The organism is Janibacter sp. DB-40 (assembly GCF_029510815.1).
Classification (GTDB): Bacteria; Actinomycetota; Actinomycetes; order Actinomycetales; family Dermatophilaceae; genus Janibacter.
Map to the genome: position 1 here is coordinate 315,407 of NZ_CP120360.1, position 24,162 is coordinate 339,568.

The window sequence follows — 24,162 nt, forward strand, 5'->3', positions numbered from 1 at the left end:
GGCGGCCCACGACCGGCTGAACCGATCATGGACCGCCTTGGGCCACTAGTGCATCACTTTGCGGAGATCGCCTCGATGGCCGTGGTGGCGTTCTTCCGCGTGGCGTCGCTGATGGGAGCGGAGCCGGCCGTCTCGGCGGAGGCCTGCTGGCCCTCCTCGCTGACGACGTGGGTGAGCCAGGCCTTGACGAGGTCGGCCGTCTCGGCGTCGTCGTACTGGGTGCAGGCCAACTCGTAGGACGCCAGGACGATCGGGTAGGTACCGGCCTCCTTGGTGTCGCGCTCGATCTCGGTGGCGTAGTCGAACTCGCCGCGGCCCTCGACCTGGGTGGAGGCCTCGATGATCTTGGCGGCGGCCTCGGAGCTCGGGCCGACCCAGTCCTCGCCCACCTTGACGTTCGCGGCGGGGAGCTCGCCGATCTGCGAGACGTCGGAGTAGCCGATGGCGCCGTCGGTCGACTCGATGGACTGGACGACGCCGGTGGTGCCCTTGGCGGCGGTGCCACCGGAGACCGGCCAGTCACCGGAGACCTCGTGCGGCCAGGCGTCACCCGCCGCGACGGACAGGTAGTCGACGAAGTTCTCGGTGGTGCCCGACTCGTCGGAGCGGTTGACGACCGTGATCGGTGTCGACGGCAGGTCGGCGTCGGGGTTGTCCTCGGCGATCGTCTTGTCGTCCCAAGAGGTGATCTTCTGGTCGAAGATCTTGGCCAGGGTCTCGGGGGAGAGCTGCAGGTCCTCGACGCCCTTGACGTTGTAGGGCACGGCGATGGGGGAGATGTAGGCGGGGATCTCGATGAGGTTGCCCTCGCCGCCACAGCGCTCCTGCGCCTTGGTCAGCTCGTCCTCGTCGAGGTAGGCGTCCGAGCCGGCCCACGGCACGGCCCCGGAGACGAACTGCTCGCGGCCACCGCCGGAGCCGACCGGGTCGTAGTTGACCGTGGCGTCTGGGTTGGCCTCGAGGAAGCCCTGCTTCCACGCGTCGACGGCGGCGGCCTGCGAGGAGGCTCCCGCGCCGGAGAGGGTGCCGGAGACACCCCCGTTGCCCTCGCCGGAGCCGCCACCGGCGCCCGAGCCGGACTCGTTGCTGGCGCCGCAGGCGGCGAGGCTCAGGGACAGTGCCAGGGCGGCGGTTGCGGTCAGGGCCTTGCGACTGCGGGTGGAACGAATCACGTCAGTTGGACCTCTCTACGGGGATGGGCGCGTAGTGTCACGGCGGTCCGCCGCGACCGCCGTGGTCGTACACCCATGAAGGTAGGCAGCCACGGTGACCGGATGGGCCCCGGACGGTGAACAGTCGGTGAAGAGCACCTGCACACTGCATGGTGCGCTCGCGCGGCGGGCGTGACCGGGGTAACAACGAGGAGGGTGTGTCCACGACCGGTCATGTCCGGTCCTCGGTGTGGTGCCGCTCCGCGGCCACGACCTGGGCGCCCTCGCCGGTGCCGACGATGTGCGCGACCAGCACCTCCCCCTTCGCCATCCCGCGCTCGACGACGTCCTCGAGGACGGACCGGGCGACCATCCCCGGCGCGAGGGTCGCGTCGACCCGCTCCAGGAGGCAGGCCACGAGCTCGGGCAGGACGGGGCCGTGGCTGCAGACCGCGGCGGCGACGCCACGCTCGAGGAGCCGCTCGACGTGGTGGCGGGCCTTGCCCGGGGCCTGCTCGTGGCCCTCCTCGGACAGGCCCGGCTTGGTTCGCAGCCGGACCCCGCTGGCGGCGGCGTACGGCGCGAGGGTGTCGCTGGCCCGGGCCGAGGGGCTGGTCACGAGGCGGCTGATGCCGTAGGCACCGAGGAGCGGGACGAGGTCCTCGGCCTGCGCTCGTCCCGCGTCGTCGAGGGGGCGCAGGGCGTCCTCGTGGCGCCACGAGGAGCGCGAGCGTGCCCTGGCGTGGCGCACGATGGCCAGCGGCCACGTCGACAGCGTCCCCTGCACGTCGGCGGCGGCGAGCGCCCCGAGCTGGGCCCGGTCGTGGGGGTAGCTGAGCCGGTCGGCGGCGACGTCGGCCTCGAGCCAGGCCACCTCGTCGACCTCGTGGATGAGCCCGCCGTCGCCGCCGGTCACCTCGGCGGCCCAGTACCGCACCTCCTTTACCGCGGGGCGACCGCGCTGGGTCGTGGTGTACGTCGTCGTGGGCAGCGGGTGGCCCAGGCGCACGCGCAGGCCGGTCTCCTCGAGGGTCTCGCGGGCCGCGGCGGAGGGGAAGGCCTCACCCGGGTCGAGCTTGCCCTTGGCCCAGGACCAGTCGTCGTAGCGGGGACGGTGGACGAGGGCGACCTCGAGGCGGCCGCGACGACGTCGCCACGGCAGGGTTCCCGCAGCGAGGACGGAGGCTCCCACGTCAGCGCCGCGCCTTGCGGCGACGCTTGGCGTGCATCGCGATGAAGGCTGCCTGGATGTCCGGCAGCGGCTGCCCGTCCCCGCCCTGGTGGATCCGGGTCCAGCGCCCGTCGCCGGCGAGGCTCCAGTGCGCGTAGTCGCCGGACATCGCCCGCTCGACCACGTCGAAGAGCTGCTCGACGTGGCCCGGGTCGACGATCCTGACCATGGCCTCGACGCGGCGGTCGAGATTGCGGTGCATCAGGTCGGCGCTGCCGATCCACGCCTCGCGGTCGGCGCCCCGGCCGAAGAGGAAGACGCGGGAGTGCTCCAGGAAACGGCCCAGGACCGAGTGCACGCGGATGTTCTCGCTCAGCCCGGCGATGCCCGGGCGGATGGTGCAGATCCCGCGGATCCAGATGTCGATGCTGACGCCCGCGGTGCTGGCGCGGTAGAGGGCGTCGATGGTCGCCTCGTCGACGAGCGAGTTGGCCTTGATGCCGACATAGCCGTCACCCGAGCGCGCCTGCCGCTCGACCTGCTTGCCGATGCGGTCGAGCAGGCCCTCACGGGCGGTGCGCGGGGCCACGAGGAGGCGCTTGAACTTCGTGCGCGGGGCCACCCCGGAGAGCTGGTTGAACAGCCGGGTGAGGTCCTCGCCGACCTCGGGGTCGGCGGTGAGCAGGCCCATGTCCTCGTAGAGACGGGCGGTCTTGGGGTTGTAGTTGCCCGTCCCGACGTGGCAGTAGCGCTTGAGCCCGTCGGCCTCCTGGCGCACGACGAGCGCGAGCTTGCCGTGGGTCTTCAGCCCGACGATCCCGTAGACCACGTGGACGCCGGCGTGCTCGAGCTTGCGCGCCCACTCGATGTTGTTCTGCTCGTCGAAGCGGGCCTTGATCTCGACGACCGCGAGGACCTGCTTGCCCGCCTCGGCGGCGTCGATGAGGGCGTCGACGATCGGGCTGTCACCGGACGTGCGGTAGAGCGTCTGCTTGATCGCCAGCACGTGCGGGTCGGCGGCCGCCTGCTCGATGAAGGCCTGCACGGACGTCGAGAAGGAGTCGTAGGGGTGGTGCAGCAGCACGTCCTGCCGCGAGATCCGCCCGAAGAGGTCGGCCGCCTTCGAGGACTCCGCGGGCGCGAGGTCGGCGTTGGTCCCGGCGACGAAGGGGGCGAAGTGCAGGTCGGTCCGGTCGATGTCGGCGATCTCGTTCAGCCCGCGCAGGTCCAGCGGTCCGGGGAGCCGGTAGACCTCCTCGTGGGTCACGCCGATCTCGCGGCTGAGCAGCTCCATGACGTGGTCGTCCAGGTCGTGCTCGACCTCGAGGCGCACCGGTGGGCCGAACCGGCGGCGGGTCAGCTCCTTCTCCAGTGCGGCCAGGAGGTTCTCGGCGTCGTCCTCCTCGACCTCGAGGTCCTCGTTGCGGGTGACCCGGAAGGAGTAGTGCTCGTGGACCTCCATGCCGGGGAAGAGCCGGTCGAGGTGGGCCGCGATGACGTCCTCGAGCGGGACGAAGCGGGCCTCGAAGAGGTCGGAGGTCACGGTGGCGCTCGCCCGCCGCACCTGCAGGAAGCGCGGGAGCGAGGGCGGCATCTTGATCCGCGCGAAGTGCTCCTTGTCCGTCTTGGGGTTGATGAGGATGACGGCGAGGTTGAGCGAGAGCCCCGAGATGTAGGGGAAGGGGTGGGCCGGGTCGACGGCCAGCGGCGTGAGGACCGGGTAGATCTGGTTGAGGAACATCTCCTCGAGTCGGTCCTTCTCGGATTGCTCGATGGCGTCCCAACGCACGATGCTGATGCCCTCGTCCTCGAGGGCCGGACGCACGCTCTCCTCGAAGATCCGCGTCTGCATCGCGGTGAGGTCGTGGGCGATGCGGGCGACCTGCTCCAGCACCTCACGGGGCTCGAGCCCGGAGGTGCTGCGCACCGCGATGCCCGTGGCGATGCGGCGCTTGAGCCCGGCGACCCGGACCATGAAGAACTCGTCGAGGTTGCTGGCGAAGATCGCGAGGAACCGGGCGCGCTCGAGCAGCGGGACGGTCTCGTCCGCGGCGAGCTGGAGCACCCGCTCGTTGAACTGCAGCCAGCTGATCTCACGGTCGAGGAAGCGGTCGCCCGGCAGGTCGTGGGCCCCGTCGGCCTGCGCGTCGGTGGTGCGCACGAAGCGGCCGTTGGCCGCGCGCGGGCGCAGCTCCGGCGTCGATGCCGGCGACGCCGAGGAGATCGTCACGTCGGCGGATCGGGGCCGGCGCTCGGCGTCCTGGCGCGAGGCCTTGACGGCGGACCTGTCGGACATGCCCGACATCATCCCACGGTGTCGTGAACCACGGGTGAGTACATGACGTGGACGGCCTTGCGCTCGAAGCCCACCCGTCGGTACGTCGCCAGGGCCGGGTGGTTGTCGCCCTCGACGTACAGCTCGACCTCACGCACGCCCCGTCGCGCCAGGTGCGCCAGGCCGAGCCGGGTGAGCGGCCCGCCGAGCCCGCGGCCGTGCAGGTCGGGGTGCACGCCGACGACGTAGACCTCACCGACGTCACCGTCCGGGGGGTCGACCTTGGTCCAGTGGAATCCCGCGAGGCCGTGCCCGGCGGTGGCGCCGTCCGCCACCGCCTCCACCAGGATCAGCCCCTCGGCCTCGAACCACGGCTGCTCCATCCGCTCGGCCAGACCCGCGGCGTCGAGGTCGCCCTGCTCGGGGTGGGTGGCGAAGGCGGCGGCGTTGACCGCCAGCAGCGCGTCGTCGTCGCGGCCGGGCTCGAAGGCCCGGTGGGTGAAGCCCTCGGGCAGCGTCGGGTCGACCTCGTCGCCGTCGGCGACCGGCCGGGAGAGCACGAGCAGCTCGCGCACGACCGACAGGCACAGTGAGGCGGCGAGCGCCCGGGAGGCGGGAAGGTCGCCGTGCGCCCAGGGGCGGGCGTCGGGGCGACGCTCGAGAGCGGCGGTCAGGAGGGCGGAACCGACCCCCTTCGCCCGGGCGGGCGGGATGACGAATGCCTCGACCGCGCCGTCGGCCGCGGTCTGCGCGTAGCCGGCGAAGACCCCTTCGTCGGTGGCGACGAGGTGCTCGCCCTCGCGGGGCAGGCCGAGCAGGAAGGCCTCGCTCAGCGGCGCGACGCCGTCGGCGGCGGTGGTCTCCTCGGCTGCGGCACGCACCGTCGCGAGGTGCTCCGGGTCGAGCCGGGCGAAGGGGGTGACCTGGGTGGTCATGCCGGCACCCCCGCTCCCTCGGTCGACCCGACGCCCTCGTCGCGGGCGGGGACGAAGCGGTAGCCGACGTTGCGCACGGTGCCGATGAGCTGCTCGTGCTCGCTGCCGAGCTTCGCCCGCAGCCGCCGGACGTGGACGTCGACGGTGCGGCTGCCGCCGTAGTAGTCGTAGCCCCACACCTCGTGGAGGAGCTGGTCGCGGGTGAAGACCCGACCGGGGTGCATGGCGAGGTGCTTGAGCAACTCGAACTCCTTGTAGGTGAGGTTGAGTACCTGCGACCCGAGCCGGGCCGAGTAGCTCCCCTCGTCGATGATGAGGTCCCCTGCGACGATACGGCCGTCCTCCTCCTCGGGGGCGGTCGTGCGGGTCGTCGCCAGGCGCAGCCGGGCCTCGACCTCGGCCGGACCGGCGGTGTCGAGCAGGACGTCCTCGACGTGCCAGTCGGCGTTGACCGCGGCCAGACCGCCCTCGGTGAGCACGGCGATGACCGGCCGCGAGGTGCCCGTGGCGCGGATGACCCGGCACAGCGCGCGCGCCTGCACCAGGTCCCGGCGGGCGTCGACGAGCACGACGTCGGCGTCGGGGGAGTCCAGGAGGGCGGACGCGTCCGGGGGCAGCGTGCGCACCCGGTGCCCGAGCAGGCCCAGCGCCGGCACGACGCGGTCGCTGGGCGCCAGGTCGTGCGTCAGGAGCAGGAGGTGGCCCATGGCCCACAGATTATGCCGTCCCCGGCCCGATACCCTCTGCCTCGTGCCCACCTCCGCAACGAACGAGCCGACGACGCGGGCCGCGCGACACGCCCAGCGTGCCGCCGAGCGCGTGGCCGACCGTGGTGTGCCGGTGCCCCGGCCGCGTCCCCTGGTGATCGCCGGTGCCGTCGTCAGCGCGCTCGCGCTGGCCGGGTCCGCCGCGAGCGGCCTGCGCGGCCTCGAGATCGGCGTGGTCGTGCTCGCCGCCCTGGTCGTCGCTCTCGGGTGGCCGCGCCTCGCGGGCTCGCCGTCGCCCAGGGGCTCCTCGGTGGTCCTCGCCGTCACCACCGTGGCCCTGGGTGCGGCCCTGCTGGCGAAGGGGGCGGAGCCCCTCCTCGAGCACGTCCCGGCAGCCGTGGCGGCCGGGATCATCGCGATGTGCCTGCACCCGCTCGTCCAGGAGTCCGCGCGTGCCGATCTCGCGCGCGGGCTGACCGGGACGGCGCTCGGCATCCTCGTCATCTCCTGCGGTGCGGTGCTCACCAGCACCGTGCCCCACGGGGCGAGCCCGGTCGTCATCGCGGGGGTCGCGCTCGCGGTGGCGGCCCTCGTCGACCTGCTGACCGAGCGCGCCCGGCTGGTGGCGTGGATGCTGCCCATCGGCATGCTCGTCGGTGGGGTCGCCGCCGTGGCCGCGCACTGGATCCTCACCTCCGGGATCGAGCCGTGGGCCGCGCTCGTCGGCGTCCTCGGTGCGGGCGTGGCGCTGTCCCTGCGCCGGGCACTGTCGCAGCAGCCGGCCGTGGACGGCGTCCTCGGCGGTGTCGCCACCGGCGTGGCCTCGGTGCTCGTCGTGGGTCCGCTGCTGCACCTGATCTCGCGACTGCCCATCGGTTGAGGCGCCCGCCCGGCTGCCTAGGATGGGTGAGTGTTCACTCTCGACCCCACGATCCACCCGGACATCGCCCCTCTCGCCTGGCTCGTCGGCCGCTGGGAGGGTGCCGGTGTCCTCGGCTACCCGACGATCGAGTCGGCCAACTTCGGGCAGGAAATCATCGTCAGCCACGACGAGCGCCCCTTCCTGCGCTGGGAGAGCCGCTCGTGGATCCTGGACGAGCAGGGCAACAAGGTCCGCCCCGCGGGCACCGAGCTCGGCTTCTGGCGCCCCGGCGGCGAGGGCGAGGTCGAGCTGCTGCTGACCCACCCCACCGGGATCATCGAGATGTACTTCGGCACCATCGAGCCCGGCCGGATCGAGATGGCCACCGACGGCGTCATCCGCAGCCCGCACGCCAAGGAGTACACGTCGGCGAAGCGCATGTACGGCCTGGTCAACTCCAACCTCATGTGGGTCATGGACATGGCCGCCGCCGGCGAGCCGATGACCAGCCACCTCTCCGCGGAGCTCAAGCGCGTCGAGTGAGGCCTCCGGTCCTTGACGGGACCAACCACCCGGTCCTCGACACCCGGTCCTTGAGGAGCTTGCGCAGCAAGCGTCTCGAAAGGACTCGGGCGAAGGGCTTGGGCGGAGGGACGCGGGCGAAGGGAGACGGCCGCCCTTGGCGCACAGTCCGCGGACGTGCGTACGTCTCACACCCGAGCGGATCGGCGCGGACTGTGGCCTGAGCCGGGCGACCCCCTCCCTCCCCCGCTCCACCCCGAGCGCATCGGCGCGGCCTGTGGTCTGAGCCGGGCGACCCCCTCCCTTCGCCCGCTCCACCCCGAGCGCATCGGCGCGGCCTGTGGTCTGGGGCGGGTGAGCCCCTCCCTTCGCCTCCTCCTCACCACTGTCGGGTCGGGGTGACGTCGAAAGTGGCGGTTGGCCCACGTCCTGCCGTGGGCCAACCGTCAGCAACGACGTCAGCCTGCCGCCCGGCGCGTGTCCGAGGGGGCGAACCGAAGGCCACGCCTCCCTCGACCCGCGCGAAGCAGCGCGCAGGCGCGGGCTCAGCCGCTGGTGGAGTCGGCGTAGGACTGGAGGTCGTCGGTGCGCAGGGCGTCGCTGAGGGCGGCCATGCCCCTCTCGTCGAGGATGTCGATGGAGGCGCCCTCGGCGGTCGTGCCGTAGCCGCTGAACGGCGCGGTGAGGAAGTGGATGTCGCCGCCGCGGACCGAGCGCAGCTGGATCGCCTCGCGACGGATGACATTGCCGGTGAGGCCCTCGTCGACGACGGTGTGCTCGGTGCCGGCCTCGATGACGCCGTTCAGCCGTCCGGGGTTGAGCAGCACCGACGGGTCCAGGGTCTCGCGCATGATCGCCTTGAGCCAGGCCTGCTGGCGCTGGCCGCGCGAGATGTCACCCTCCGCGAGCTGCTTGCGCTCGCGGACGTAGTCCAGGGCCTGGTCGCCGTCGAGCTGCACCGGGCCCGCGGGGTAGTCCGGGCCGGGCTGGGTGTTGTCGACCGTGACCCCGCCGAGGGCGTCGGTCAGCTGCTTGAAGCCCTCGAAATCCGTCTTGGCGACGTGGTCGATCTTCACCCCGACGAGGTCCTGGATGGTCTGCACCAGCAGCGGTGACTGACCGTAGGCGTAGGCGGCGTTGATCTTGTCCTCGCCGTGGCCCGGGATCGGCACGAAGAGGTCGCGGGGGAAATGGATGATCCAGACGTTGTCGTGGTCCTCGTCGACGTGGACCAGCTGGATGACGTCGGCCCGGCTGTCCGTCTCGCCGGGCCGGGCGTCGGAGCCGATGACGAGGTAGTTGTCACCGGCGTCGTCGACGAGCTTGGTGCCCTCGCTCGTCGTCGTCTCGTCCTGGCTGTCGCCGAGGAGGTTCTCGTGGGTGAGACCACGGTCGACCTTGCTGCTGACGAACCATCCGTACCCGCCGGCGCCGATGCACACGAGCAGGACCACGGCGAGCAGTGAGACCAGCACGCGGCGGCCGCGGCTCATCCCGCGGCGACGCCGGCGTCGCGGAGCGTCGGAGGAGTCCGCGGCGTCATCGAATTCTTCGAGCATGGGGCACAGGGTACGGGCGTTCAGTGGGAGAACGCCGAGACCTCGCCGAGTCGCGGCTGGGTGGGACGGCGGAGGGCGCGAGGGGTCTGCCCGGGTGCGGACCGAGCCCGTAGATTGGGGGGTATGGACGATCCGGGTGAGGTGTTGCGCCGCCACGGTCTGCGCATGACCGAGCAGCGGCGTCGCGTGCTGGGTGCGTTGACCCGGCGATCGCACCTGACTCCCGACGCCATCGCCGCCCTCGTGGCGACGGACGGGGGACCTGAGTTGCCCCCGTCGACCATCTACCGCACCCTCGACGCCCTCGAGGAGGTCGGTCTCGTCGAGCACACGCACCTCGACCACCGCGCGCCGACCTACCACCGCGCGGGTCGACACGGCCACCTGCACCTGCGTTGCCGCGACTGCGGGCGGGTGACCGAGGTTGACCCGGCCCTGGCGACCCCCTTCGCCGATGTCGTGCGCGGCACCACCGGCTTCGTCGCCGACCTGACCCACATGGCCATCCACGGTCGCTGCGCGGACTGCGCCGGCGACACCGACACCGAAGGAGGGGCATGACTGCCTCACCACTGCTCCAGGCACCCGGCGCCGTCGTCGGCGAGGGACTCGACGCGGGCGTCGCCGCCCACTACGGCGACCCGATGCGCGAGCAGCGACTGCTCTCCGAGGGCCTCGCCGTCGTCGACCTCTCCCACCGCGGGGTCGTCACCGTCTCCGGGCCGGACCGCCTGTCCTGGCTGCACTCGCTGACCTCCCAGCAGCTGACCGACCTGCCGCCGCGCACCTCGGCCGAGTCACTCGTCCTCAGCCCCAAGGGCAAGGTCGAGCATGCGCTGCATGTCGTCGACGACGGCGAGCGGACCTGGCTGACGGTCGAGCCGGGCACGGCGCCCGACCTCGCCGCCTGGCTGGACTCGATGCGCTTCATGCTGCGGGTGGAGGTCGAGGACGTCAGCGACCGGTACGCGGTCCTCGGCGAGAGCGTCGACCGCGAGGGCCGCGAAGGGGAGCCGCCGACGTGGCTGGACCCGTGGCCCCGGGTGGTCGGGGACACCGCGACGTACGGTCCCCCACCCGAGGAGCACCCCGGCAGTGCGCGGCGCTGGCGTGAGGTGATCGTGCCGGTCGAGGAGGTGACCGCCGCGGTCGGCGACCGTGAGCTCGCCGGGACGTGGGCGGCGGAGGCCCTGCGGGTCGCTGCCTGGCGTCCGCGCCTCGGCGCCGAGACCGACCACCGCACGATCGCCCACGAGGTCGACTGGCTGCGCACCGCCGTGCACCTGCACAAGGGCTGCTACCGCGGCCAGGAGACGATCGCGCGGGTGCACAACCTCGGTCGCCCGCCCCGGCGGATCGCCTTCCTGCACCTCGACGGCTCGGGGCACGTGCTGCCGGACGTCGGCGCCGAGATCCGGTTGGGGGAGAAGGCCGTCGGGCGGATCACCTCCCGCGCCCGCCACCACGAGGACGGGCCGATCGCGCTGGCGGTGCTCAAGCGCAACACCGACTCGGGCGCCGACCTGCTCGTCGACGGGGACATCGCCGCCGCGCAGACGGAGATCGTCCCCCGCTGACCCCCTTCGCGTGAGACCTCGGTCACGACTGCTTCCTCTGGCTTGCAGACGCTAACTGCAGCAAGCACAATGGAAGCATGTCCAAGAATCCGCTCGACGCCCTCCCGGGCAACCTGGGCAACAACCTGGGCGAGTACCTCCGGGAGCAGCGCCAGCTCGCGAAGCTCTCGGTGCGGCAGTTGTCTGCGCTGGCCGGGGTCTCCAACCCCTACCTGTCGCAGATCGAGCGGGGCGTGAAGCGGCCGAGCGCGGACATCCTCCAGCAGATCGCCAAGGGACTGTCGATCTCCGCGGAGACCCTCTACGTCCAGGCCGGTCTGCTCGACCCCAAGGACGCCGCGGCCGAGGCCGCGGCCAACACCCGCTCGGCGATCCGCTCCGATCCGGCGCTCACGCCGCGGCAGCGGCAGACCCTGCTGGAGATCTACGAGTCGTTCGTCGGCACCGACCGGTCCCGCACGAAGGACACCGCCCCGAAGAAGCCCACCCCCACCAAGGGCGCGACCTCGGGCACCAAGACCACCGCCACCCGAACGGCCACGAAGAAGAAGGCCGCGACGAAGGCCACCACGAGGACCGGCGGCACCACGTCGTCGGCCCGCACGAAGAGCTCGCCGAAGGCGTCGGGCTCGACACACTCGAAGTCCACCCCAAGGAGAGACTCATGAACGTCACCACCACCGTCAAGAAGGTCGTCACCGACCAGACCTACGCGACCGTCGGCGCGACCGACCTCGTCGTCGAGACCTTCCGCGGCTACACCTCGCAGATCGCTGCCATGCGCTCCGAGCTCGAGCCGAAGAAGGTCCAGGCCCGCGTCAAGGCCGCCCCGACCGACGCCCAGAACTACTACGCCGACCTCACCAAGCGCGGTGAGGACCTCGTGGCCCGCCTGCGCAAGCAGAAGGCCACCCAGGACCTCATCGACCAGGCCGAGGCCACCGTGGCGCTGGGCCGGGGTCTCGTCGACACGGTCCGCAAGGCCGCCTCCGACGTCGAGCGCTCCGCGAAGACCACCCTGACCGTCGGCCGCAACGAGGCCGCCAAGGCCGGCGAGGCCGTCGCGGACTCGGTCGACGTGGACACCGAGAAGGCCAAGACGGCCGTCTCCGACTCGGCCAAGCGCACGACCGCCGCGGCGAAGGGCACGCGGACCACGGCGAAGAAGGCCGCGAACCGCACCCGGACCGCGACCAAGTCCACCGGCGCCGGCGCGAAGAAGACCGCCGCCAAGACGGCCAAGGCCGCTTCGACGTCCGCCGAGAAGACCGGCAACTGAAGAGAAGCGCAACAACCGATGCTGTGGTGAGCCGGACGATCCCCGAGGCGCGACGACGACGCCTCGAGGGATAGCCTGCGGCGGGTGACCGCACAGGCCCCAGACACCACCAGCCTCCTCGAAGCCCCCGTGCTGGTCCACGTGACCCGCGGGGGCTTCGTCGAGTCCGCCCACCGAGCGACGCTCGTCGCGACCGACGCCGCCGGGGGGACCCCCCTTCGCCACGGTCGGGTCGACGACCCCGTCCTGCCGCGCTCCTCGCTCAAGCCGATCCAGGCGCTGGCGATGGTCCGTGCCGGGCTGGACCTGCCGCCCCACCTGCTCGCCCTGGTCTGCGCGAGCCACTCCGCGGAGGAGGTCCACCGCGAGGGTGTCGCCGAGGCGCTCGCGAGCGTGGGGCTCGACCTGACCGCACTGCAGAACACCCCCGCCCTGCCCCTCGGCGAGCTCGAGCACGCCCGCTGGCTCGCCGCCGGACGCGCCCCCGAGCCGGTCGCGCAGGACTGCTCCGGCAAGCACGCCGGCATGCTCGTCACCTGCAAGGTCAACGGCTGGCCCATCGAGGACTACCTCGACCCCGCGCACCCCCTGCAGCAGGCGATCCGCACGACCACCGAGGAGGTCGTGGGCGCGGTGACCCACACGACGGTCGACGGTTGCGGCGCACCGCTCTTCGCGGTGCCACTACGTGGGCTGGCGGGGGCCTTCGGCCTCCTTGCCGCTGCGGACGAGGGCTCGGACGAAGGGAGGGTCGCCGCGGCCATGCGCACCGCACCGCACATGGTGGGCGGCACCGACCGGGACGTCACGGCCTTCATGGAGTCCGTGCCCGGCCTCATCGCCAAGGACGGCGCCGAGTCGGTCTACGCCGCAGGCCTGTCCGACGGTCGTGGGGTGGCGATCAAGGTCGCCGACGGCACCTCCGGGACCCGCGCGCGCCGCGGCCTGCTCGCCCACGCGCTGCTCGCGCTCGGCGTGGACACCGAGGGCCTGCGCGCCCTGGCCGACCAGCCGGTCCTCGGCCACGGCCGCCCGGTGGGCGCCGTGGAGGTCGTCGGGCTGACCTCATGAGGACGGTCGTGCAGCGGGTGACCTCCGCCCGCGTGCGCGTCGGCACGGAGACCGTCGGGGAGATCGGGCCCGGCCTCGTCGCCCTCGTCGGCGTGACCCACGACGACGGGCCCGAGGAGATCGCGACGACGGTGCGCAAGATCGCCGAGCTGCGCATCATGGCCGGCGAGACGTCCGTGACCGACAGCGGCGGTGCGGTGCTCGTGGTCAGCCAGTTCACCCTGCACGCCGACATCCGCAAGGGGCGCCGCCCCTCGTGGAACGCCGCCGCCCCGGGGCCGGTCGCCGAACCCGTCGTCGACGCCGTCGCCGCGGGGCTGCGCGAGCGCGGCCTGACGGTGGCGACCGGCCGGTTCGGCGCCGAGATGGCCGTCGACATCCACGGTGACGGTCCGGTGACCCTCGTCATCGACGTGCCCGCATAGGTTGCCCCGCCAGTAGGCTGGGCCCGTGCAGATCATCGGTCAGATCCAGGGCTGGATCATCCTCGGTCTGGGGCTCCTCGCCCTGGCCACGGAGGCCTACGCCCTCCTCCACGCCGTCCGGCAGCGCCCGGACGCCTTCACGGCTGCCGGCAAGAAGTCGAAGACCTTCTGGGTCGCGGCCCTGGCCCTCGCCACGCTCCTGGGCTTCGCCGTGCTCGGCAGCGGCCTCGGGCTGCTGGCGATCATCGGCATCGTCGTCGCCGGCGTCTACCTCGCGGACGTGCGGCCCGCCATCGACACCGTGATGGGTCGTCGGCGCTGAGCTGCGGCACAATGCCTTGTCCGTCCGCACCAGGGGGAGAGTCCGTGAGCAACCTGCCTGACCCGCGACGCTCGATCTTCGTCTCGCAGCGCCCGTGGGGTCGGTTCGAGCAGTTCACCAGCAACGAGCCGACGACCGTCAAGGTCGTCACCGTCGAGCCGGGGCACCGCCTGTCGCTGCAGACCCACGAGCACCGGGGTGAGTTCTGGCAGGTCCTCGACGGGCCGCTCGACGTCACCGTCGACGACGAGTCGTGGGCGGCACAGCCCGGCGAGAAGGTGTGGGTGCCCCCGGGTGCCGTGCACCGGATGGGCAACTCGGGCGACGCGCCGGCCCGGGTCCTGGAGATCGGGTACGGCGACTTCGACGAGGCCGACATCGTGCGTCTCGAGGACGACTACCGCCGCTGAGGTCCCTGCGCCAGCGGGCCGGACCGGGGGGCCACGAGCGACCACGGGACGGTCAGCTCGCCCAGCCGCCACCGATCCGACCGGCCGATGACCGGGACCTCCTTCGCGACCTCCCCGATGGCGGCCACCGCCCGCTGTCGGGCCCCGTAGGGGGCGAAGGGGGTCGACCACCGCCACGCGTCGTCGAGTCGCTCGAGCAGCTCGTGCACCGGTTCGCCCGGGACGTTGCGGTGGATCAGGGCCTTGGGCAGGCGCGCGGCGACCGCCGAGGGCTCCCGCTGCGGGCCGAGATCGCGCAGCCGCCACGAGAGGGTGAGCGTGCGTGGTCCCTCCGGCCCGAGGGTGATCCAGCTGCCGAGGCGGCCGAGCTCGTCGCAGGTGCCCTCCACGAGGATGCCGTGCTCGTCCAGCCGCTCGAGCATCGTCGCCCAGGGCCGCTCGACCTCGCTCTCGTCGTACTGCCGCAGCACGTTGAAGGCGCGGATGACGCGGGCCCGCTGGTCACGGGGCAGGGGCACCTCGAAGCCACCGAGGGCGAACTCCACGCCCGGGCCGGCCCAGGCCTGTGCGCTCACGACCCGCTCGGGGTCGATCTCCAGGCCGCGCACCCGTGCGTCGGGGCGCACGGCGCGCACCCGCTGGGCCCACTCCGCCGTCGTCACCCCGCTCGCCCCGTGGCCGAGGTCGACGAGGACAGGGGGAGGCCCGCCGCGCAGGACGGCGCGATGGGTCGAGACCAGCCAACGGTCGCACCGGCGCAACCTGTTCGGATTCGTCGTTCCCCGCGTGATGCTGCCGACGGGACGCTGGCTGGACACCCGGGAAGCGTAGGCCGAGCCGGGACACAACTACGCTGTCGGGGTGGACGATCGAGTGAAGGGCGGTCCGGTGAGCGATCAGCCGATCCGCCGTGTGGCCATGATCAGCGTGCACACCTCGCCGCTGGAGCAACCGGGCACGGGTGACGCCGGTGGGCTCAACGTCTACGTCGTCGAGTCCGCCCGCGAGCTGGCCGCCCGTGGCGTCGAGGTGGAGATCTTCACCCGGCGCACCGCGGCCGACCTGCCGGACGTCGTCGAGATGGAGCCGCGGGTGCTCGTGCGCCACATCGACGCCGGACCCTACGAGGGCCTGCTCAAGGAGGACCTGCCGGGTCAGCTGTGTGCCTTCGCCGCGGGGATGATGCGCGAGATCGCCCGCGTCCCCCCGGGGCACTACGACCTGGCGCACTCGCACTACTGGCTCTCGGGGCAGGTCGGCTGGCTCGTCGCCGAGCGCTGGCAGGTGCCGCTCGTGCACACGATGCACACGATGGCGCGGGTGAAGAACCGTCAGCTCGCCGCGGACGACGTCCCCGAGCCCCTCGGGCGCGAGATCGGGGAGATCCAGGTCGTCGACATCGCCGACCGGCTCATCGCCAACACCCTGCAGGAGGGCGACGAGCTCATCGAGTACTACGACGCCGACCCGGACGCGGTCGAGGTCGTGCCGCCCGGCGTCGACCTGGGGACCTTCGCCCCGGGCGAGAGGGACGACGCGCGCTCGCGGGTCGGCCTGCCGCAGGACGCGGTCGTCCTCCTCTTCGTCGGCCGGATCCAACCGCTCAAGGGCCCGGACGTCCTCGTGCGGGCCGCGGCCGAGCTGCTCGAGCGGCGCCCGGAGCTGCGCGACCGCCTCGTCGTCGCCGTCCTCGGGGGCGCCTCGGGCCGTGGGCTCGTGGCACCGGACCGGCTGCACCAGCTCGGCGAGGAGCTCGGGGTCACCGACGTCCTGCACCTCGCACCGCCCGTGAGCCGGGCGGAGCTGGCCGACTGGTACCGCGCCGCGGACCTCGTCGCCGTCCCCTCGCACACCGAGTCCTTCGGTCTCGTGGCCATCGAGGCGCAGGCCAGCGGGGCGCTCGTCGTCGCGGCAGACGTCGGCGGTCTGCGCACCGCCGTCGGTGACGGCGGCGTCCTCGTCCCCGGCCACGACCCGCACGCCTGGTCCCGGCAGCTGGAGGTGCTCATCGACGACCCGGCCGAGGCCGAGCGGCTGAGGCGCCGCGCCCGCTCGCACGCCGAGTCGTTCGGGTGGTCGGCGACGGTGGACCGACTCCTCGATGTCTACGCTGGGGCCGTGGCCGAACGGCACAACATGCTCGAGGAGGTGGCGCGATGAACGATCGGGAGCAGGCCCTCGACGTGGTGCGCTCGGTCATCGCCGAGGCCGGCGTCGAGAGCGAGCCCGGGGCACGCGACGGCGAGATCGTCGTCACCCTGCCGGGGGAGAAGAAGCTGAAGACGGTTGCGTCGCTCGTCGTCGGTGAGCAGGCGCTGTCCGTCTCCGCCTTCGTCATCCGCAACGCGGACGAGAACCACGGCCGCTTCTACCAGTTCCTGCTGCGCCGCAACCTGCGCATGCGCCTGCTCGCGTACTCCATCGACACCTCCGGTGACGTCTACGTCGGGGGGAGGATCCCCCTTCGTGCGGTGACTCCCGAGCTGGTCGACCAGGTCCTCGGTCTCCTCCTCGAGGCCGCGGACGAGCCCTTCAACGAGCTGCTGCTCATCGGCTTCCGCAGCTCGATGCAGAAGGAGTGGGACTGGCGCGTCTCCCGCGGGGAGTCGCTGCGCAACCTCGAGGCCTTCCGGTCGGAGCTCGAACACTGAGCCCCGCGGCGCGGGTCGATGGGGATGCGGCCCGACTCAGGGAGTGAGGAACGAACGACCAAGGGCCGTGTGCCCATCGGCCTGTGCCGCGTACCCGTCCGCGTGGGACGGGGCCGCGTCGCTACGCTGGGCCGCATGTCGACACTGATCCTGCTGCGCCACGGGCGCTCTGACTGGAACGAGAAGAACCTCTTCACCGGCTGGGTCGACGTCGACCTGATCGACCGGGGCCGCGAGGAGGCCGTGCGCGGCGGTCAGCTGATGAAGGAGGCGGGGATCCTCCCGGACGTGGTGCACACGTCGGTGCTGCGCCGGGCGATCACCACCGCCAACATCGCCCTCGACGAGGCGGACCGGCACTGGATCCCGGTCCGTCGCGACTGGCGCCTCAACGAGCGTCACTACGGTGCCCTGCAGGGCTTGGACAAGGCAGCCACGCGGGAGAAGTACGGCGAGGAGCAGTTCATGCTCTGGCGCCGCAGCTTCGACACCCCGCCGCCGCAGATCGACACCGACAGCGAGTACGCCCAGACAGACGACCCGCGGTACGCCGGCATCGAGGTGCCGCGCACCGAGTGCCTCAAGGACGTCATCGAGCGCTTCATGCCCTACTGGGAGGGCCCGATCCGCGAGGACCTGGCCGCCGGCCGGACCGTCCTGGTCACCGCGCACGGCAACTCCCTGCGCGGGCTCGTCAAGCACCTCGACGGGATCAGCGACGAGGACATCGCCGGCCTGAACATCCCGACCGGCATGCCCCTCGTCTACGACCTCGGCGAGGACTTCATGCCCACCCGGCCGGCCGAGTACCTCGACCCCGAGGCCGCTGACGCCGAGGCCGCGAAGGTCGCCAACCAGGGCAGGTAGGGCGGGCGGACGTCAGGCGCCGTCGTCGACGTCGACGTCCTCATGGTCGACGCCGTCGGCCTCGCCGGTGACGAGGAAGCGCACGCGGCGGGCGACGGTGACGGCGTGGTCGCCGAAGCGCTCGTAGTAGCGGCTGAGCAGGGCGACGTCGACGGCCGCGCTGCTGCCGTGCTCCCAGCGGCTGTCGGCGAGACGGGCGAACATCGAGCGGTGCAGCTCGTCGAGCTCGTCGTCGATCTCCTCGATCGCGCGGGTCCCCTCGAGGCTCTGCGTCACGATGATGTCGGCGACGCGCGCGACGATGCGCTCGGCGACGTGCCCCATCTGGAGGAAGGACGCGCGCATGTCGGCGGGGACGGCGTTCTCCGGGTACCGCAGCCGGGCGACCTTGGCCACGTGACGGGCGAGGTCGCCCATCCGCTCCAGGTCACTGGACATGCGCATGGAGGTGACGACCGCCCGCAGGTCGCTCGCGACGGGGGCCTGCCGAGCCAGCAGGTCGATGGCCTTCGAGTCGAGCATGTTGCGGCGCTCGTCGATCTCCTGGTCGGCCTCGATGACCTGCTCGGCGAGCTGGACGTCGGCATCGAGCAGCGCGGACGTGGAGCGGCGGATCGCCGAGCCGACGAGGTGGGCGAGCTCGACGAGGTCGTTCGACACCTGCTCGAGCTCCTCGTGGAACACCTGGCGCATGGGTCGCCTTTCGTGTCGGGGCTTGGTACTGGGTCGGATTCAACGCTGCCTGCGTGAACGAATTCCAGCCTGAAGATGAACATCATGAGATGCACCGCTGGATGCGGCGTCCTGGTGCCAGCATGCCTGATCCGAGAAGTACTCTCGATGTCGTGGAGCCAACGACCGCGGCAATTCTGGGTGGGCTGGCCGGCCTGCTCATCGGATTCCTCGTCTGGGCCGCGATCACCATGACCGACCGGGAGCGGGCCATCGAGCCGGCACCGGAGCCGGAGGTGCCTCGCGGTGTCGGGGACGTGCTCGCCGTGCTGCGCTCGTCCGGCGTGGTCCTCGACCTGGACGGCGGGGTCGTCACCACCTCGCCGGCAGCGGTCACGTACGGACTGGTGCGCGCCGGCCGGCTGGCCCACCCCGAGATCCGTGAGATCGCCGACAAGGTCGCCCGCGACGGTGTGATCCGCGAGGCCCAGCTCGAGCTCAGCCGGCAGGGGTTGAGCTCCTCGGTGTACGTCTCGGCGCGGGTGGCGCCGCTCGGTGCCCGCCACCTGCTCCTGCTCGTCGACGACCAGACGCAGGGACGACGCGTGGAGGAGACCCGCCGGGACTTCGTCGCGAACGTCAGCCACGAGCTGAAGACACCGGTCGGGGGCATCTCACTGCTCGCCGAGGCGGTAATGGACGCCAAGGACGACCCCGAGGCCGTCGACCGCTTCGCCCGCCGGATGCAGGGCGAGGCCACCCGGCTGTCCAGCCTGATCAAGGAGATCGTGGAGCTCTCCCGCCTGCAGGGCACCCCGGTCCTGCAGGACCCGGAGCTGGTCGAGATCGAGGAGGTCGTCCAGCTGGCGCTGGAGCACGTGCGCATCGAGGCGGAGGCCAAGCGGATCACCCTCACCGACAAGGTCGCCGACGAGCTCTACGTGCGCGGCGACCGGGACATGCTCATCACCGCGGTGCGCAACCTCGTCGGCAACGCCATCGCCTACTCGGATGCCGACACCGCGGTCGGCGTGGGTGCCCGACTGGTGGACGACACGGTCGAGATCGCCGTGACCGACCAGGGCGCCGGTGTCCCCGAGGCCGAGCAGGCCCGGATCTTCGAGCGCTTCTACCGGATGGACATGGCCCGCTCCCGCGCCACCGGCGGCACCGGCCTGGGCCTGTCGATCGTCAAGCACATCTGCGCCAACCACGGTGGCGACGTGCGCGTCTGGAGCGACGGCCAGCACGGCTCGACCTTCACGATCCGGCTGCCCGTCGCCTCTGAGACGCTCGAGTCGTTCGACCAGAACCGTGAACCACCAACCCCCACAAAGGAGTTCCGCCGATGACCCGAATCCTCGTGGTCGAGGACGAGGTGTCCTTCTCCGACCCGTTGTCCTACCTGCTGGAGAAGGAGGGGTACGAGGTCGAGGTCGCGGAGAACGGTCCCGACGCCGTGTCCGCCTTCGAGGCCGACGGCGCCGACCTCGTCCTGCTCGACCTCATGCTGCCCGGGCTGTCCGGCATCGACGTCTGCCGCACGATCCGGCAGCGCTCCAACGTGCCGGTCATCATGCTGACGGCCAAGGACGGCGAGATCGACAAGGTCGTCGGGCTGGAGATCGGGGCGGACGACTACGTCACCAAGCCCTACAGCTCGCGCGAGCTGCTGGCCCGGATCAAGGCCGTCCTGCGCCGCCGTGCCGAGCCGGAGGAGCTGGTGCCGTCGACGATCGAGGGCGGTCCCGTGCGCATGGACGTCGACCGGCACGTCGTGGCCGTCGACGGCGAGCAGATCCAGCTCCCGCTCAAGGAGTTCGAGCTGCTCGAGATGCTGCTGCGCAACGCCGGCCGGGTGCTCACCCGCGTCCAGCTGATCGACCGGGTCTGGGGCAGCGACTACGTGGGTGACACCAAGACGCTGGACGTGCACGTCAAGCGGCTGCGCGCCAAGGTCGAGCCCGACCCCGCCAAGCCGGTGCACATCGTCACCGTCCGCGGGCTCGGCTACAAGTTCGAGGCCTGACCACGCGAAGGGGGGGGCCGACCGGATCAACCGGTCGGCCCCCCCTTCGTCATGGGTCGGGTGGGTCAGTGCTCCTCGGACTCCGCGGTGCTGCTCGGGGACGGCTCCGGGGTCCAGCCCTCGGGGGCGTAGGGCCGGTAGTAGCCGCTCGGGTCGACGGCCGGGACCAGGAGCGGCACCGTCTTGTCGACGGCGCTGACCTCGACGTCGACCATCGCGCCGGCTCCCTCCTCCAGACCGCTGAGCGTCAGGTCGGCGTCGTCGCCGAGCACGACCAGCGAGTTCGGCTCGACGGTGGTCGAGGCCTCGCTCCCGCCGGCCGAGATGGTGAACTCGACCTCGTCGGAGCCCGTGTTCTCCACGGTGCCGGTGACGACGGCGTCGCCGCCCTCCAGGCCGGTGACCAGGGCGAGGTTCTCGATCTGGACGTCGGGCAGGCCCTTGACGGCCACGCCGTCGCCGATCGACTGCGTCTCTGCCGTCTGGAACGGGGAGAACACGGAGCAGCCGGCGGTGCCGACGGCCAGGACGACGGTCAGCGCGAGGGCGCGGCCACGGGTGCGGAGATTGTGCGTCACGGGGCACATCGTACCGGGACCGCGCCGGCCGGTGGATCGGGGTGTGCCCTGGATGATCGACCCACCGCGGCCCCTTGCCGTCGGCCGTCCCCCCGCCCGCGCGGGGCATTCTGTCGCTCCCGGTCACCTGTGCGACCCACGACACGCCGTGTTAAACTGGAGGTCGCGAAAGGGGCAATCTCCACATGGATTTCAAGGTCGGCGAGACGGTCGTGTATCCCCACCACGGGGCTGCTTTGATCGAAGAGATCAAGTTCCGAAAGATCAAGGGCGAGGACAAGCAGTACCTCAAGTTGAAGGTGGCACAGGGCGACCTGACCATCGAGGTTCCCGCCGAGAACTGCGACCTCGTGGGTGTCCGCGACGTCGTCGGCAAGGAAGGACTGGACCGGGTCTTCGAGGTGCTGCGCACGCCGCACGCCGAGGAGCCCACGAACTGGTCGCGTCGCTACAAGGCCAACCTCGAGAAGCTGGCCTCCGGTGACGTCATCAAGGTCTCCGAGGTCGTGCGCGACCTCTGGCGCCGCGAGAAGGACCGAGGCCTGTCCGCGGGCGAGAAGCGGATGCTGGCCAAGGCGCGCCAGATCCTCGTCTCCGAGCTCGCACTGGCGGAGAAGACGGACGAGGACAAGGCCGAGACCATCCTCGACGAGGTCCTGGCTTCCTGAAGGACACAGTCCTGAACCACGGGCAGCGCGACGACGCCCACACCGACTCCGGTGTGGGCGTCGTCGTCGTGGCAGCCGGGTCCGGCAGGCGGCTGGGTGCCGACCGGCCCAAGGCCTTCGTCGAGCTCGCGGGGGTGACGCTCCTCGAGCACGCGCTGCGTGGCGTGGTCGCCGCGGGCGTCGACGAGGTGGCGGTGGTCGTCCCGCTCGACCTGGTCACGCAGGCGGAGGCGGTCGCGGCACCCCTCGGCGCACCCACGGGGCCGACGATGACCGTCGTTGCCGGAGGGGCCGAGCGCACCGACTCGGTCGCGGCGGGGCTGTCGGTCCTCTCCGAGCGGGTGCACCTCGTGCTCGTGCACGACGCGGCCCGGTGCCTGACCCCCGCGGCCGTCTTCGATCGCGTGCTCGCGGCGCTCGAGCGGGGGGCGAAGGGGGCGATCCCGGGGGTCCCCGTCGTGGACACGATCAAGACCGTCGACCCCGACGGGTTCATCACGGGAACCCCCTCGCGTGACTCGCTGCGTGCGGTGCAGACGCCGCAGGGGTTTCGGCGGGACGTGCTCGAGGAGGCCCACGCCTCGGGGGTGTCCGCGACTGACGACGCCGCGCTCGTCGAGGCACTCGGTCACCGGGTCCTCGTCGTCGAGGGGGACCACCGCTCGCTGAAGATCACGACCCCCGAGGACCTCGCGCACGCCGAGCGCCTGCTGCGCGCTTGAGGCCGCAACTGCTTAGGCAGTTGCGATCCCTGTACGCAACCGCTTAGGCAGTTGCGGCCCACCCTCTGCAACTGCCTAAGCAGTTGCAGAGGGTCGTCAGAGGTGGCGGCGCACGGCCAGGGCGGCGGCGCGACCGGCCCGGTTGCCCCCGATGGTGCTCGCAGACGGCCCGTAGCCGACGAGCTGCACCCGCGGGTCGACGGCGCTCGTCACCGAGGTCTGCACGTCCGTGCTGCCGGGCAGCAGCGCGATGCCGCCCTCGGGGCTGCGCAGGCCCAGCGGCGCCAGGTGGCGCACCGCGGGACGGAAACCGGTCGCCCACAGGATCGCGCCGACCCGCTCGAAGCTCCCGTCCGCCCACCGCACCCCGTCCCGCTCGATCCGCTCGAACATCGGACGCCGTCGGTCGTAGACACCGGTGCGGGCCGCGGGCATCTCCTGGGGTCGCAGCGCCAGCCCGGTCACCGAGACGACGCTGGCCGGAGGACGGCCCGTGCGCACCCGGTCCTGGACGAGCTCGATGGCCTCGCGGCCGGAGAACTCCCCGTCGTTCCACACCGGCTCGCGCCGGGTCACCCAGATGACGTGCGCGATCATGGCGATCTCGCCGATGAACTGCACGGCGGACGCGCCACCACCGACGACGAGCACGCGCTTGCCGCGGAAGTGCTCCGCCCCCGGGTAGGCGACGGTGTGCCACTGCTCCCCGGCGAAGTCCCGCTGGCCGGGGTAGGCCGGGACGAACGGGCGCGTCCACGTCCCCGTGGCGTTGACCAGCGTGCGCGTGGTCCAGGACCGCTCCCCGGCGCGGACCACGAGCAGCCCGTCCTCGTCTCGCACCCGGTCGACGAGGACCGGCCGCAGCACCGGCAGCTCGTGGGTGACCTCGTACTCGTCGAACCACTCGGCGATGACCTCGTTGGCCCGGTCCCCCGAACCACCCGGAGCGGGCGCGTCCGGCAGGTCGGCGACACCGTGGACGTCGTCCATCGACAGCGAGTCCCAGCGGTGCTGCCACGCCCCACCCGGGCGGGTGTTCGCGTCGAGGACCACGTGCTCCACGCCGAGGCGGCGCAGGTGGAAGGACGCGGACAGACCTCCCTGGCCCGCACCGATGACCACCGACTCGTGGATCTGCACGGAGTCCACGCTAGACGTCCTCGCGTGCGGGGCCGGTGCTGCGAGACTGGCGCCATGACAGCCCTGCCCCGCACCGGGATCGGTGTCGACGTCCATGCCTTCGCCGAGCCCGGCTCCGGGCGCGAGCTGTGGGTCGGGGGACTGCTGTGGCCGGGCGAGGTGGGCCTCGAGGGGCACTCCGACGCCGACGTCGCCTGCCACGCGGCCTGCGACGCGCTCTTCTCGGCCGCGGGGATCGGTGACCTCGGGGCGCACTTCGGGACCGGCAGGCCGGAGCTCGCCGGGGCCTCCGGACTGACCCTCCTGGCCGAGGCGGCGCGACTCGTCGGCGAGGCGGGCTTCGTGATCGGCAACGTCGCGGTGCAGGTCGTCGGCAACCGGCCCAAGGTCGGCACCCGCCGCGACGAGGCCCAGACGGCCATGTCTCAGGCGTGCGGCGCTCCGGTCAGCCTGAGCGGCACGACCTCCGACGCCCTGGGCCTCACCGGCCGCGGGGAGGGCGCGGCCGGGCTCGCCACCGCACTCGTCGTCCCCGCCCGGGGGGCCTGAGCCCCCGCACCACTTCGCAA

At 72.0% G+C, this 24,162-nt stretch carries 28 protein-coding genes; 18 read left to right on the forward strand and 10 right to left on the reverse strand.

The window, feature by feature from the left end:
* Positions 1 to 53: 53 nt before the first annotated feature.
* From pstS to PVE36_RS01535, 5 genes are all read right to left on the reverse strand, one after another.
* Positions 54 to 1,172: a phosphate ABC transporter substrate-binding protein PstS gene (gene pstS / locus PVE36_RS01515; RefSeq protein ID WP_277454128.1), complete on the reverse strand. Its 1,119-nt coding sequence runs from the start codon at positions 1,170 to 1,172 to the stop codon at positions 54 to 56.
* A 211-nt stretch (positions 1,173 to 1,383) separates the two neighbouring features.
* Entirely contained in the window at positions 1,384 to 2,343 is a 960-nt protein-coding gene (locus PVE36_RS01520; protein WP_277454130.1) for an NUDIX hydrolase, read from the reverse strand.
* Position 2,344: 1 nt separating this feature from the next.
* The gene (locus PVE36_RS01525) at positions 2,345 to 4,618 is read right to left on the reverse strand and encodes an RNA degradosome polyphosphate kinase (protein WP_277454131.1); all 2,274 of its coding nucleotides are present in this window, start codon (positions 4,616 to 4,618) and stop codon (positions 2,345 to 2,347) included.
* 8 nt (positions 4,619 to 4,626) lie between these two features.
* Complete coding sequence (gene mshD / locus PVE36_RS01530) at positions 4,627 to 5,532, reverse strand: mycothiol synthase (protein ID WP_277454133.1); 906 nt, start codon at positions 5,530 to 5,532, stop codon at positions 4,627 to 4,629.
* Positions 5,529 to 6,239, reverse strand: a complete 711-nt coding sequence (locus tag PVE36_RS01535) for a response regulator transcription factor (protein WP_277454134.1) — start codon at positions 6,237 to 6,239, stop codon at positions 5,529 to 5,531. Before PVE36_RS01535 ends, mshD begins: the two co-directional genes overlap by 4 nt.
* Positions 6,240 to 6,282: 43 nt before the next feature.
* Between PVE36_RS01535 and PVE36_RS01540 the strand changes: the two genes are divergently transcribed.
* Together PVE36_RS01540 and PVE36_RS01545 are read left to right on the forward strand one after the other, a co-directional pair.
* Positions 6,283 to 7,119, forward strand: coding sequence for a hypothetical protein (locus PVE36_RS01540; RefSeq protein WP_277454136.1), 837 nt, complete (start codon positions 6,283 to 6,285; stop codon positions 7,117 to 7,119).
* 30 nt (positions 7,120 to 7,149) lie between these two features.
* The gene (locus tag PVE36_RS01545; RefSeq protein ID WP_277454137.1) at positions 7,150 to 7,644 is read left to right on the forward strand and encodes an FABP family protein; all 495 of its coding nucleotides are present in this window, start codon (positions 7,150 to 7,152) and stop codon (positions 7,642 to 7,644) included.
* 524 nt (positions 7,645 to 8,168) lie between these two features.
* On the opposite strand, the gene PVE36_RS01550 is transcribed toward PVE36_RS01545, so the two are convergent.
* Positions 8,169 to 9,182: an LCP family protein gene (locus tag PVE36_RS01550; protein WP_277454139.1), complete on the reverse strand. Its 1,014-nt coding sequence runs from the start codon at positions 9,180 to 9,182 to the stop codon at positions 8,169 to 8,171.
* 123 nt (positions 9,183 to 9,305) lie between these two features.
* On the opposite strand from PVE36_RS01550, the gene PVE36_RS01555 reads away from it, so the two are divergent.
* The 8 genes from PVE36_RS01555 to PVE36_RS01590 all read left to right on the forward strand — a co-directional run bounded on the left by PVE36_RS01555 (position 9,306) and on the right by PVE36_RS01590 (position 14,266).
* Positions 9,306 to 9,743, forward strand: a complete 438-nt coding sequence (locus tag PVE36_RS01555; RefSeq protein ID WP_277454141.1) for a Fur family transcriptional regulator — start codon at positions 9,306 to 9,308, stop codon at positions 9,741 to 9,743.
* Positions 9,740 to 10,759, forward strand: coding sequence for a folate-binding protein (locus PVE36_RS01560; RefSeq protein WP_277454143.1), 1,020 nt, complete (start codon positions 9,740 to 9,742; stop codon positions 10,757 to 10,759). Before PVE36_RS01555 ends, PVE36_RS01560 begins: the two co-directional genes overlap by 4 nt.
* A 77-nt stretch (positions 10,760 to 10,836) precedes the next feature.
* The gene (locus PVE36_RS01565; protein ID WP_277454144.1) at positions 10,837 to 11,427 is read left to right on the forward strand and encodes a helix-turn-helix transcriptional regulator; all 591 of its coding nucleotides are present in this window, start codon (positions 10,837 to 10,839) and stop codon (positions 11,425 to 11,427) included.
* The gene (locus PVE36_RS01570; protein ID WP_277454145.1) at positions 11,424 to 12,038 is read left to right on the forward strand and encodes a hypothetical protein; all 615 of its coding nucleotides are present in this window, start codon (positions 11,424 to 11,426) and stop codon (positions 12,036 to 12,038) included. The genes PVE36_RS01565 and PVE36_RS01570 overlap by 4 nt, the downstream gene beginning before the upstream one ends.
* 84 nt (positions 12,039 to 12,122) lie before the next feature.
* Positions 12,123 to 13,109 (forward strand): asparaginase, encoded by a 987-nt coding sequence (locus PVE36_RS01575; RefSeq protein ID WP_277454146.1) that lies wholly within the window; start codon positions 12,123 to 12,125, stop codon positions 13,107 to 13,109.
* Complete coding sequence (gene dtd, locus PVE36_RS01580; protein ID WP_277454147.1) at positions 13,106 to 13,534, forward strand: D-aminoacyl-tRNA deacylase; 429 nt, start codon at positions 13,106 to 13,108, stop codon at positions 13,532 to 13,534. The genes PVE36_RS01575 and dtd overlap by 4 nt, the downstream gene beginning before the upstream one ends.
* A gap of 25 nt (positions 13,535 to 13,559) precedes the next feature.
* Entirely contained in the window at positions 13,560 to 13,856 is a 297-nt protein-coding gene (locus PVE36_RS01585; protein ID WP_277454148.1) for a DUF2516 family protein, read from the forward strand.
* A 44-nt stretch (positions 13,857 to 13,900) separates the two neighbouring features.
* Entirely contained in the window at positions 13,901 to 14,266 is a 366-nt protein-coding gene (locus PVE36_RS01590; protein WP_277454149.1) for a phosphomannose isomerase type II C-terminal cupin domain, read from the forward strand.
* On the opposite strand, the gene PVE36_RS01595 is transcribed toward PVE36_RS01590, so the two are convergent.
* Positions 14,254 to 15,084 (reverse strand): class I SAM-dependent methyltransferase, encoded by an 831-nt coding sequence (locus tag PVE36_RS01595; RefSeq protein WP_277454150.1) that lies wholly within the window; start codon positions 15,082 to 15,084, stop codon positions 14,254 to 14,256. The two genes, PVE36_RS01590 and PVE36_RS01595, sit on opposite strands and share 13 nt — an antisense overlap.
* A gap of 70 nt (positions 15,085 to 15,154) precedes the next feature.
* On the opposite strand from PVE36_RS01595, the gene mshA reads away from it, so the two are divergent.
* The 3 genes from mshA (at position 15,155) to PVE36_RS01610 (ending at position 17,784) form a co-directional block, all read left to right on the forward strand.
* On the forward strand, positions 15,155 to 16,426 hold the full coding sequence (mshA, locus tag PVE36_RS01600; protein ID WP_277455729.1) for a D-inositol-3-phosphate glycosyltransferase: 1,272 nt from the start codon (positions 15,155 to 15,157) through the stop codon (positions 16,424 to 16,426).
* Entirely contained in the window at positions 16,423 to 16,917 is a 495-nt protein-coding gene (locus tag PVE36_RS01605) for a YbjN domain-containing protein (RefSeq protein WP_277454151.1), read from the forward strand. The genes mshA and PVE36_RS01605 overlap by 4 nt, the downstream gene beginning before the upstream one ends.
* 135 nt (positions 16,918 to 17,052) lie before the next feature.
* The gene (locus PVE36_RS01610; RefSeq protein WP_277454152.1) at positions 17,053 to 17,784 is read left to right on the forward strand and encodes a phosphoglyceromutase; all 732 of its coding nucleotides are present in this window, start codon (positions 17,053 to 17,055) and stop codon (positions 17,782 to 17,784) included.
* Between the two features lie 12 nt (positions 17,785 to 17,796).
* On the opposite strand, the gene phoU is transcribed toward PVE36_RS01610, so the two are convergent.
* Positions 17,797 to 18,477, reverse strand: a complete 681-nt coding sequence (gene phoU / locus PVE36_RS01615; protein ID WP_277454153.1) for a phosphate signaling complex protein PhoU — start codon at positions 18,475 to 18,477, stop codon at positions 17,797 to 17,799.
* A gap of 152 nt (positions 18,478 to 18,629) precedes the next feature.
* Between phoU and PVE36_RS01620 the strand changes: the two genes are divergently transcribed.
* Both PVE36_RS01620 and PVE36_RS01625 read left to right on the forward strand, forming a co-directional pair.
* On the forward strand, positions 18,630 to 19,808 hold the full coding sequence (locus PVE36_RS01620) for an ATP-binding protein (RefSeq protein WP_277454154.1): 1,179 nt from the start codon (positions 18,630 to 18,632) through the stop codon (positions 19,806 to 19,808).
* Entirely contained in the window at positions 19,805 to 20,485 is a 681-nt protein-coding gene (locus PVE36_RS01625) for a response regulator transcription factor (RefSeq protein WP_277454155.1), read from the forward strand. The genes PVE36_RS01620 and PVE36_RS01625 overlap by 4 nt, the downstream gene beginning before the upstream one ends.
* 65 nt (positions 20,486 to 20,550) lie before the next feature.
* Here the strand turns inward: PVE36_RS01625 and PVE36_RS01630 are convergent, their stop codons facing one another.
* Positions 20,551 to 21,063, reverse strand: a complete 513-nt coding sequence (locus PVE36_RS01630) for a hypothetical protein (RefSeq protein ID WP_277454156.1) — start codon at positions 21,061 to 21,063, stop codon at positions 20,551 to 20,553.
* A 185-nt stretch (positions 21,064 to 21,248) separates the two neighbouring features.
* On the opposite strand from PVE36_RS01630, the gene PVE36_RS01635 reads away from it, so the two are divergent.
* A complete protein-coding gene (locus PVE36_RS01635) occupies positions 21,249 to 21,731 on the forward strand; it encodes a CarD family transcriptional regulator (protein ID WP_277454157.1) in 483 nt (160 codons plus the stop codon).
* 53 nt (positions 21,732 to 21,784) lie between these two features.
* Entirely contained in the window at positions 21,785 to 22,453 is a 669-nt protein-coding gene (gene ispD, locus PVE36_RS01640; protein WP_277454159.1) for a 2-C-methyl-D-erythritol 4-phosphate cytidylyltransferase, read from the forward strand.
* A 96-nt stretch (positions 22,454 to 22,549) separates the two neighbouring features.
* Here the strand turns inward: ispD and PVE36_RS01645 are convergent, their stop codons facing one another.
* Positions 22,550 to 23,593, reverse strand: a complete 1,044-nt coding sequence (locus PVE36_RS01645) for an FAD-dependent oxidoreductase (protein ID WP_277455730.1) — start codon at positions 23,591 to 23,593, stop codon at positions 22,550 to 22,552.
* A 54-nt stretch (positions 23,594 to 23,647) separates the two neighbouring features.
* On the opposite strand from PVE36_RS01645, the gene ispF reads away from it, so the two are divergent.
* Entirely contained in the window at positions 23,648 to 24,142 is a 495-nt protein-coding gene (gene ispF, locus PVE36_RS01650) for a 2-C-methyl-D-erythritol 2,4-cyclodiphosphate synthase (RefSeq protein ID WP_277454161.1), read from the forward strand.
* Positions 24,143 to 24,162: the final 20 nt, after the last annotated feature.

Bases quoted from the DNA above. Each gene is read 5' to 3' on its own strand.
- PVE36_RS01605 (WP_277454151.1), top strand. From the start codon at position 16,423: ATGAACGATCGGGAGCAGGCCCTCGACGTGGTGCGCTCGGTCATCGCC.
- PVE36_RS01610 (WP_277454152.1), top strand. From the start codon at position 17,053: ATGTCGACACTGATCCTGCTGCGCCACGGGCGCTCTGACTGGAACGAG.
- dtd (WP_277454147.1), top strand. From the start codon at position 13,106: ATGAGGACGGTCGTGCAGCGGGTGACCTCCGCCCGCGTGCGCGTCGGC.
- PVE36_RS01570 (WP_277454145.1), top strand. From the start codon at position 11,424: ATGAACGTCACCACCACCGTCAAGAAGGTCGTCACCGACCAGACCTAC.
- PVE36_RS01635 (WP_277454157.1), top strand. From the start codon at position 21,249: ATGGATTTCAAGGTCGGCGAGACGGTCGTGTATCCCCACCACGGGGCT.
- PVE36_RS01555 (WP_277454141.1), top strand. From the start codon at position 9,306: ATGGACGATCCGGGTGAGGTGTTGCGCCGCCACGGTCTGCGCATGACC.
- PVE36_RS01625 (WP_277454155.1), top strand. From the start codon at position 19,805: ATGACCCGAATCCTCGTGGTCGAGGACGAGGTGTCCTTCTCCGACCCG.
- mshD (WP_277454133.1), bottom strand. From the start codon at position 5,532: ATGACCACCCAGGTCACCCCCTTCGCCCGGCTCGACCCGGAGCACCTC.
- PVE36_RS01525 (WP_277454131.1), bottom strand. From the start codon at position 4,618: ATGTCCGACAGGTCCGCCGTCAAGGCCTCGCGCCAGGACGCCGAGCGC.
- PVE36_RS01560 (WP_277454143.1), top strand. From the start codon at position 9,740: ATGACTGCCTCACCACTGCTCCAGGCACCCGGCGCCGTCGTCGGCGAG.
- phoU (WP_277454153.1), bottom strand. From the start codon at position 18,477: ATGCGCCAGGTGTTCCACGAGGAGCTCGAGCAGGTGTCGAACGACCTC.
- PVE36_RS01535 (WP_277454134.1), bottom strand. From the start codon at position 6,239: ATGGGCCACCTCCTGCTCCTGACGCACGACCTGGCGCCCAGCGACCGC.
- ispF (WP_277454161.1), top strand. From the start codon at position 23,648: ATGACAGCCCTGCCCCGCACCGGGATCGGTGTCGACGTCCATGCCTTC.
- PVE36_RS01550 (WP_277454139.1), bottom strand. From the start codon at position 9,182: ATGCTCGAAGAATTCGATGACGCCGCGGACTCCTCCGACGCTCCGCGA.
- PVE36_RS01565 (WP_277454144.1), top strand. From the start codon at position 10,837: ATGTCCAAGAATCCGCTCGACGCCCTCCCGGGCAACCTGGGCAACAAC.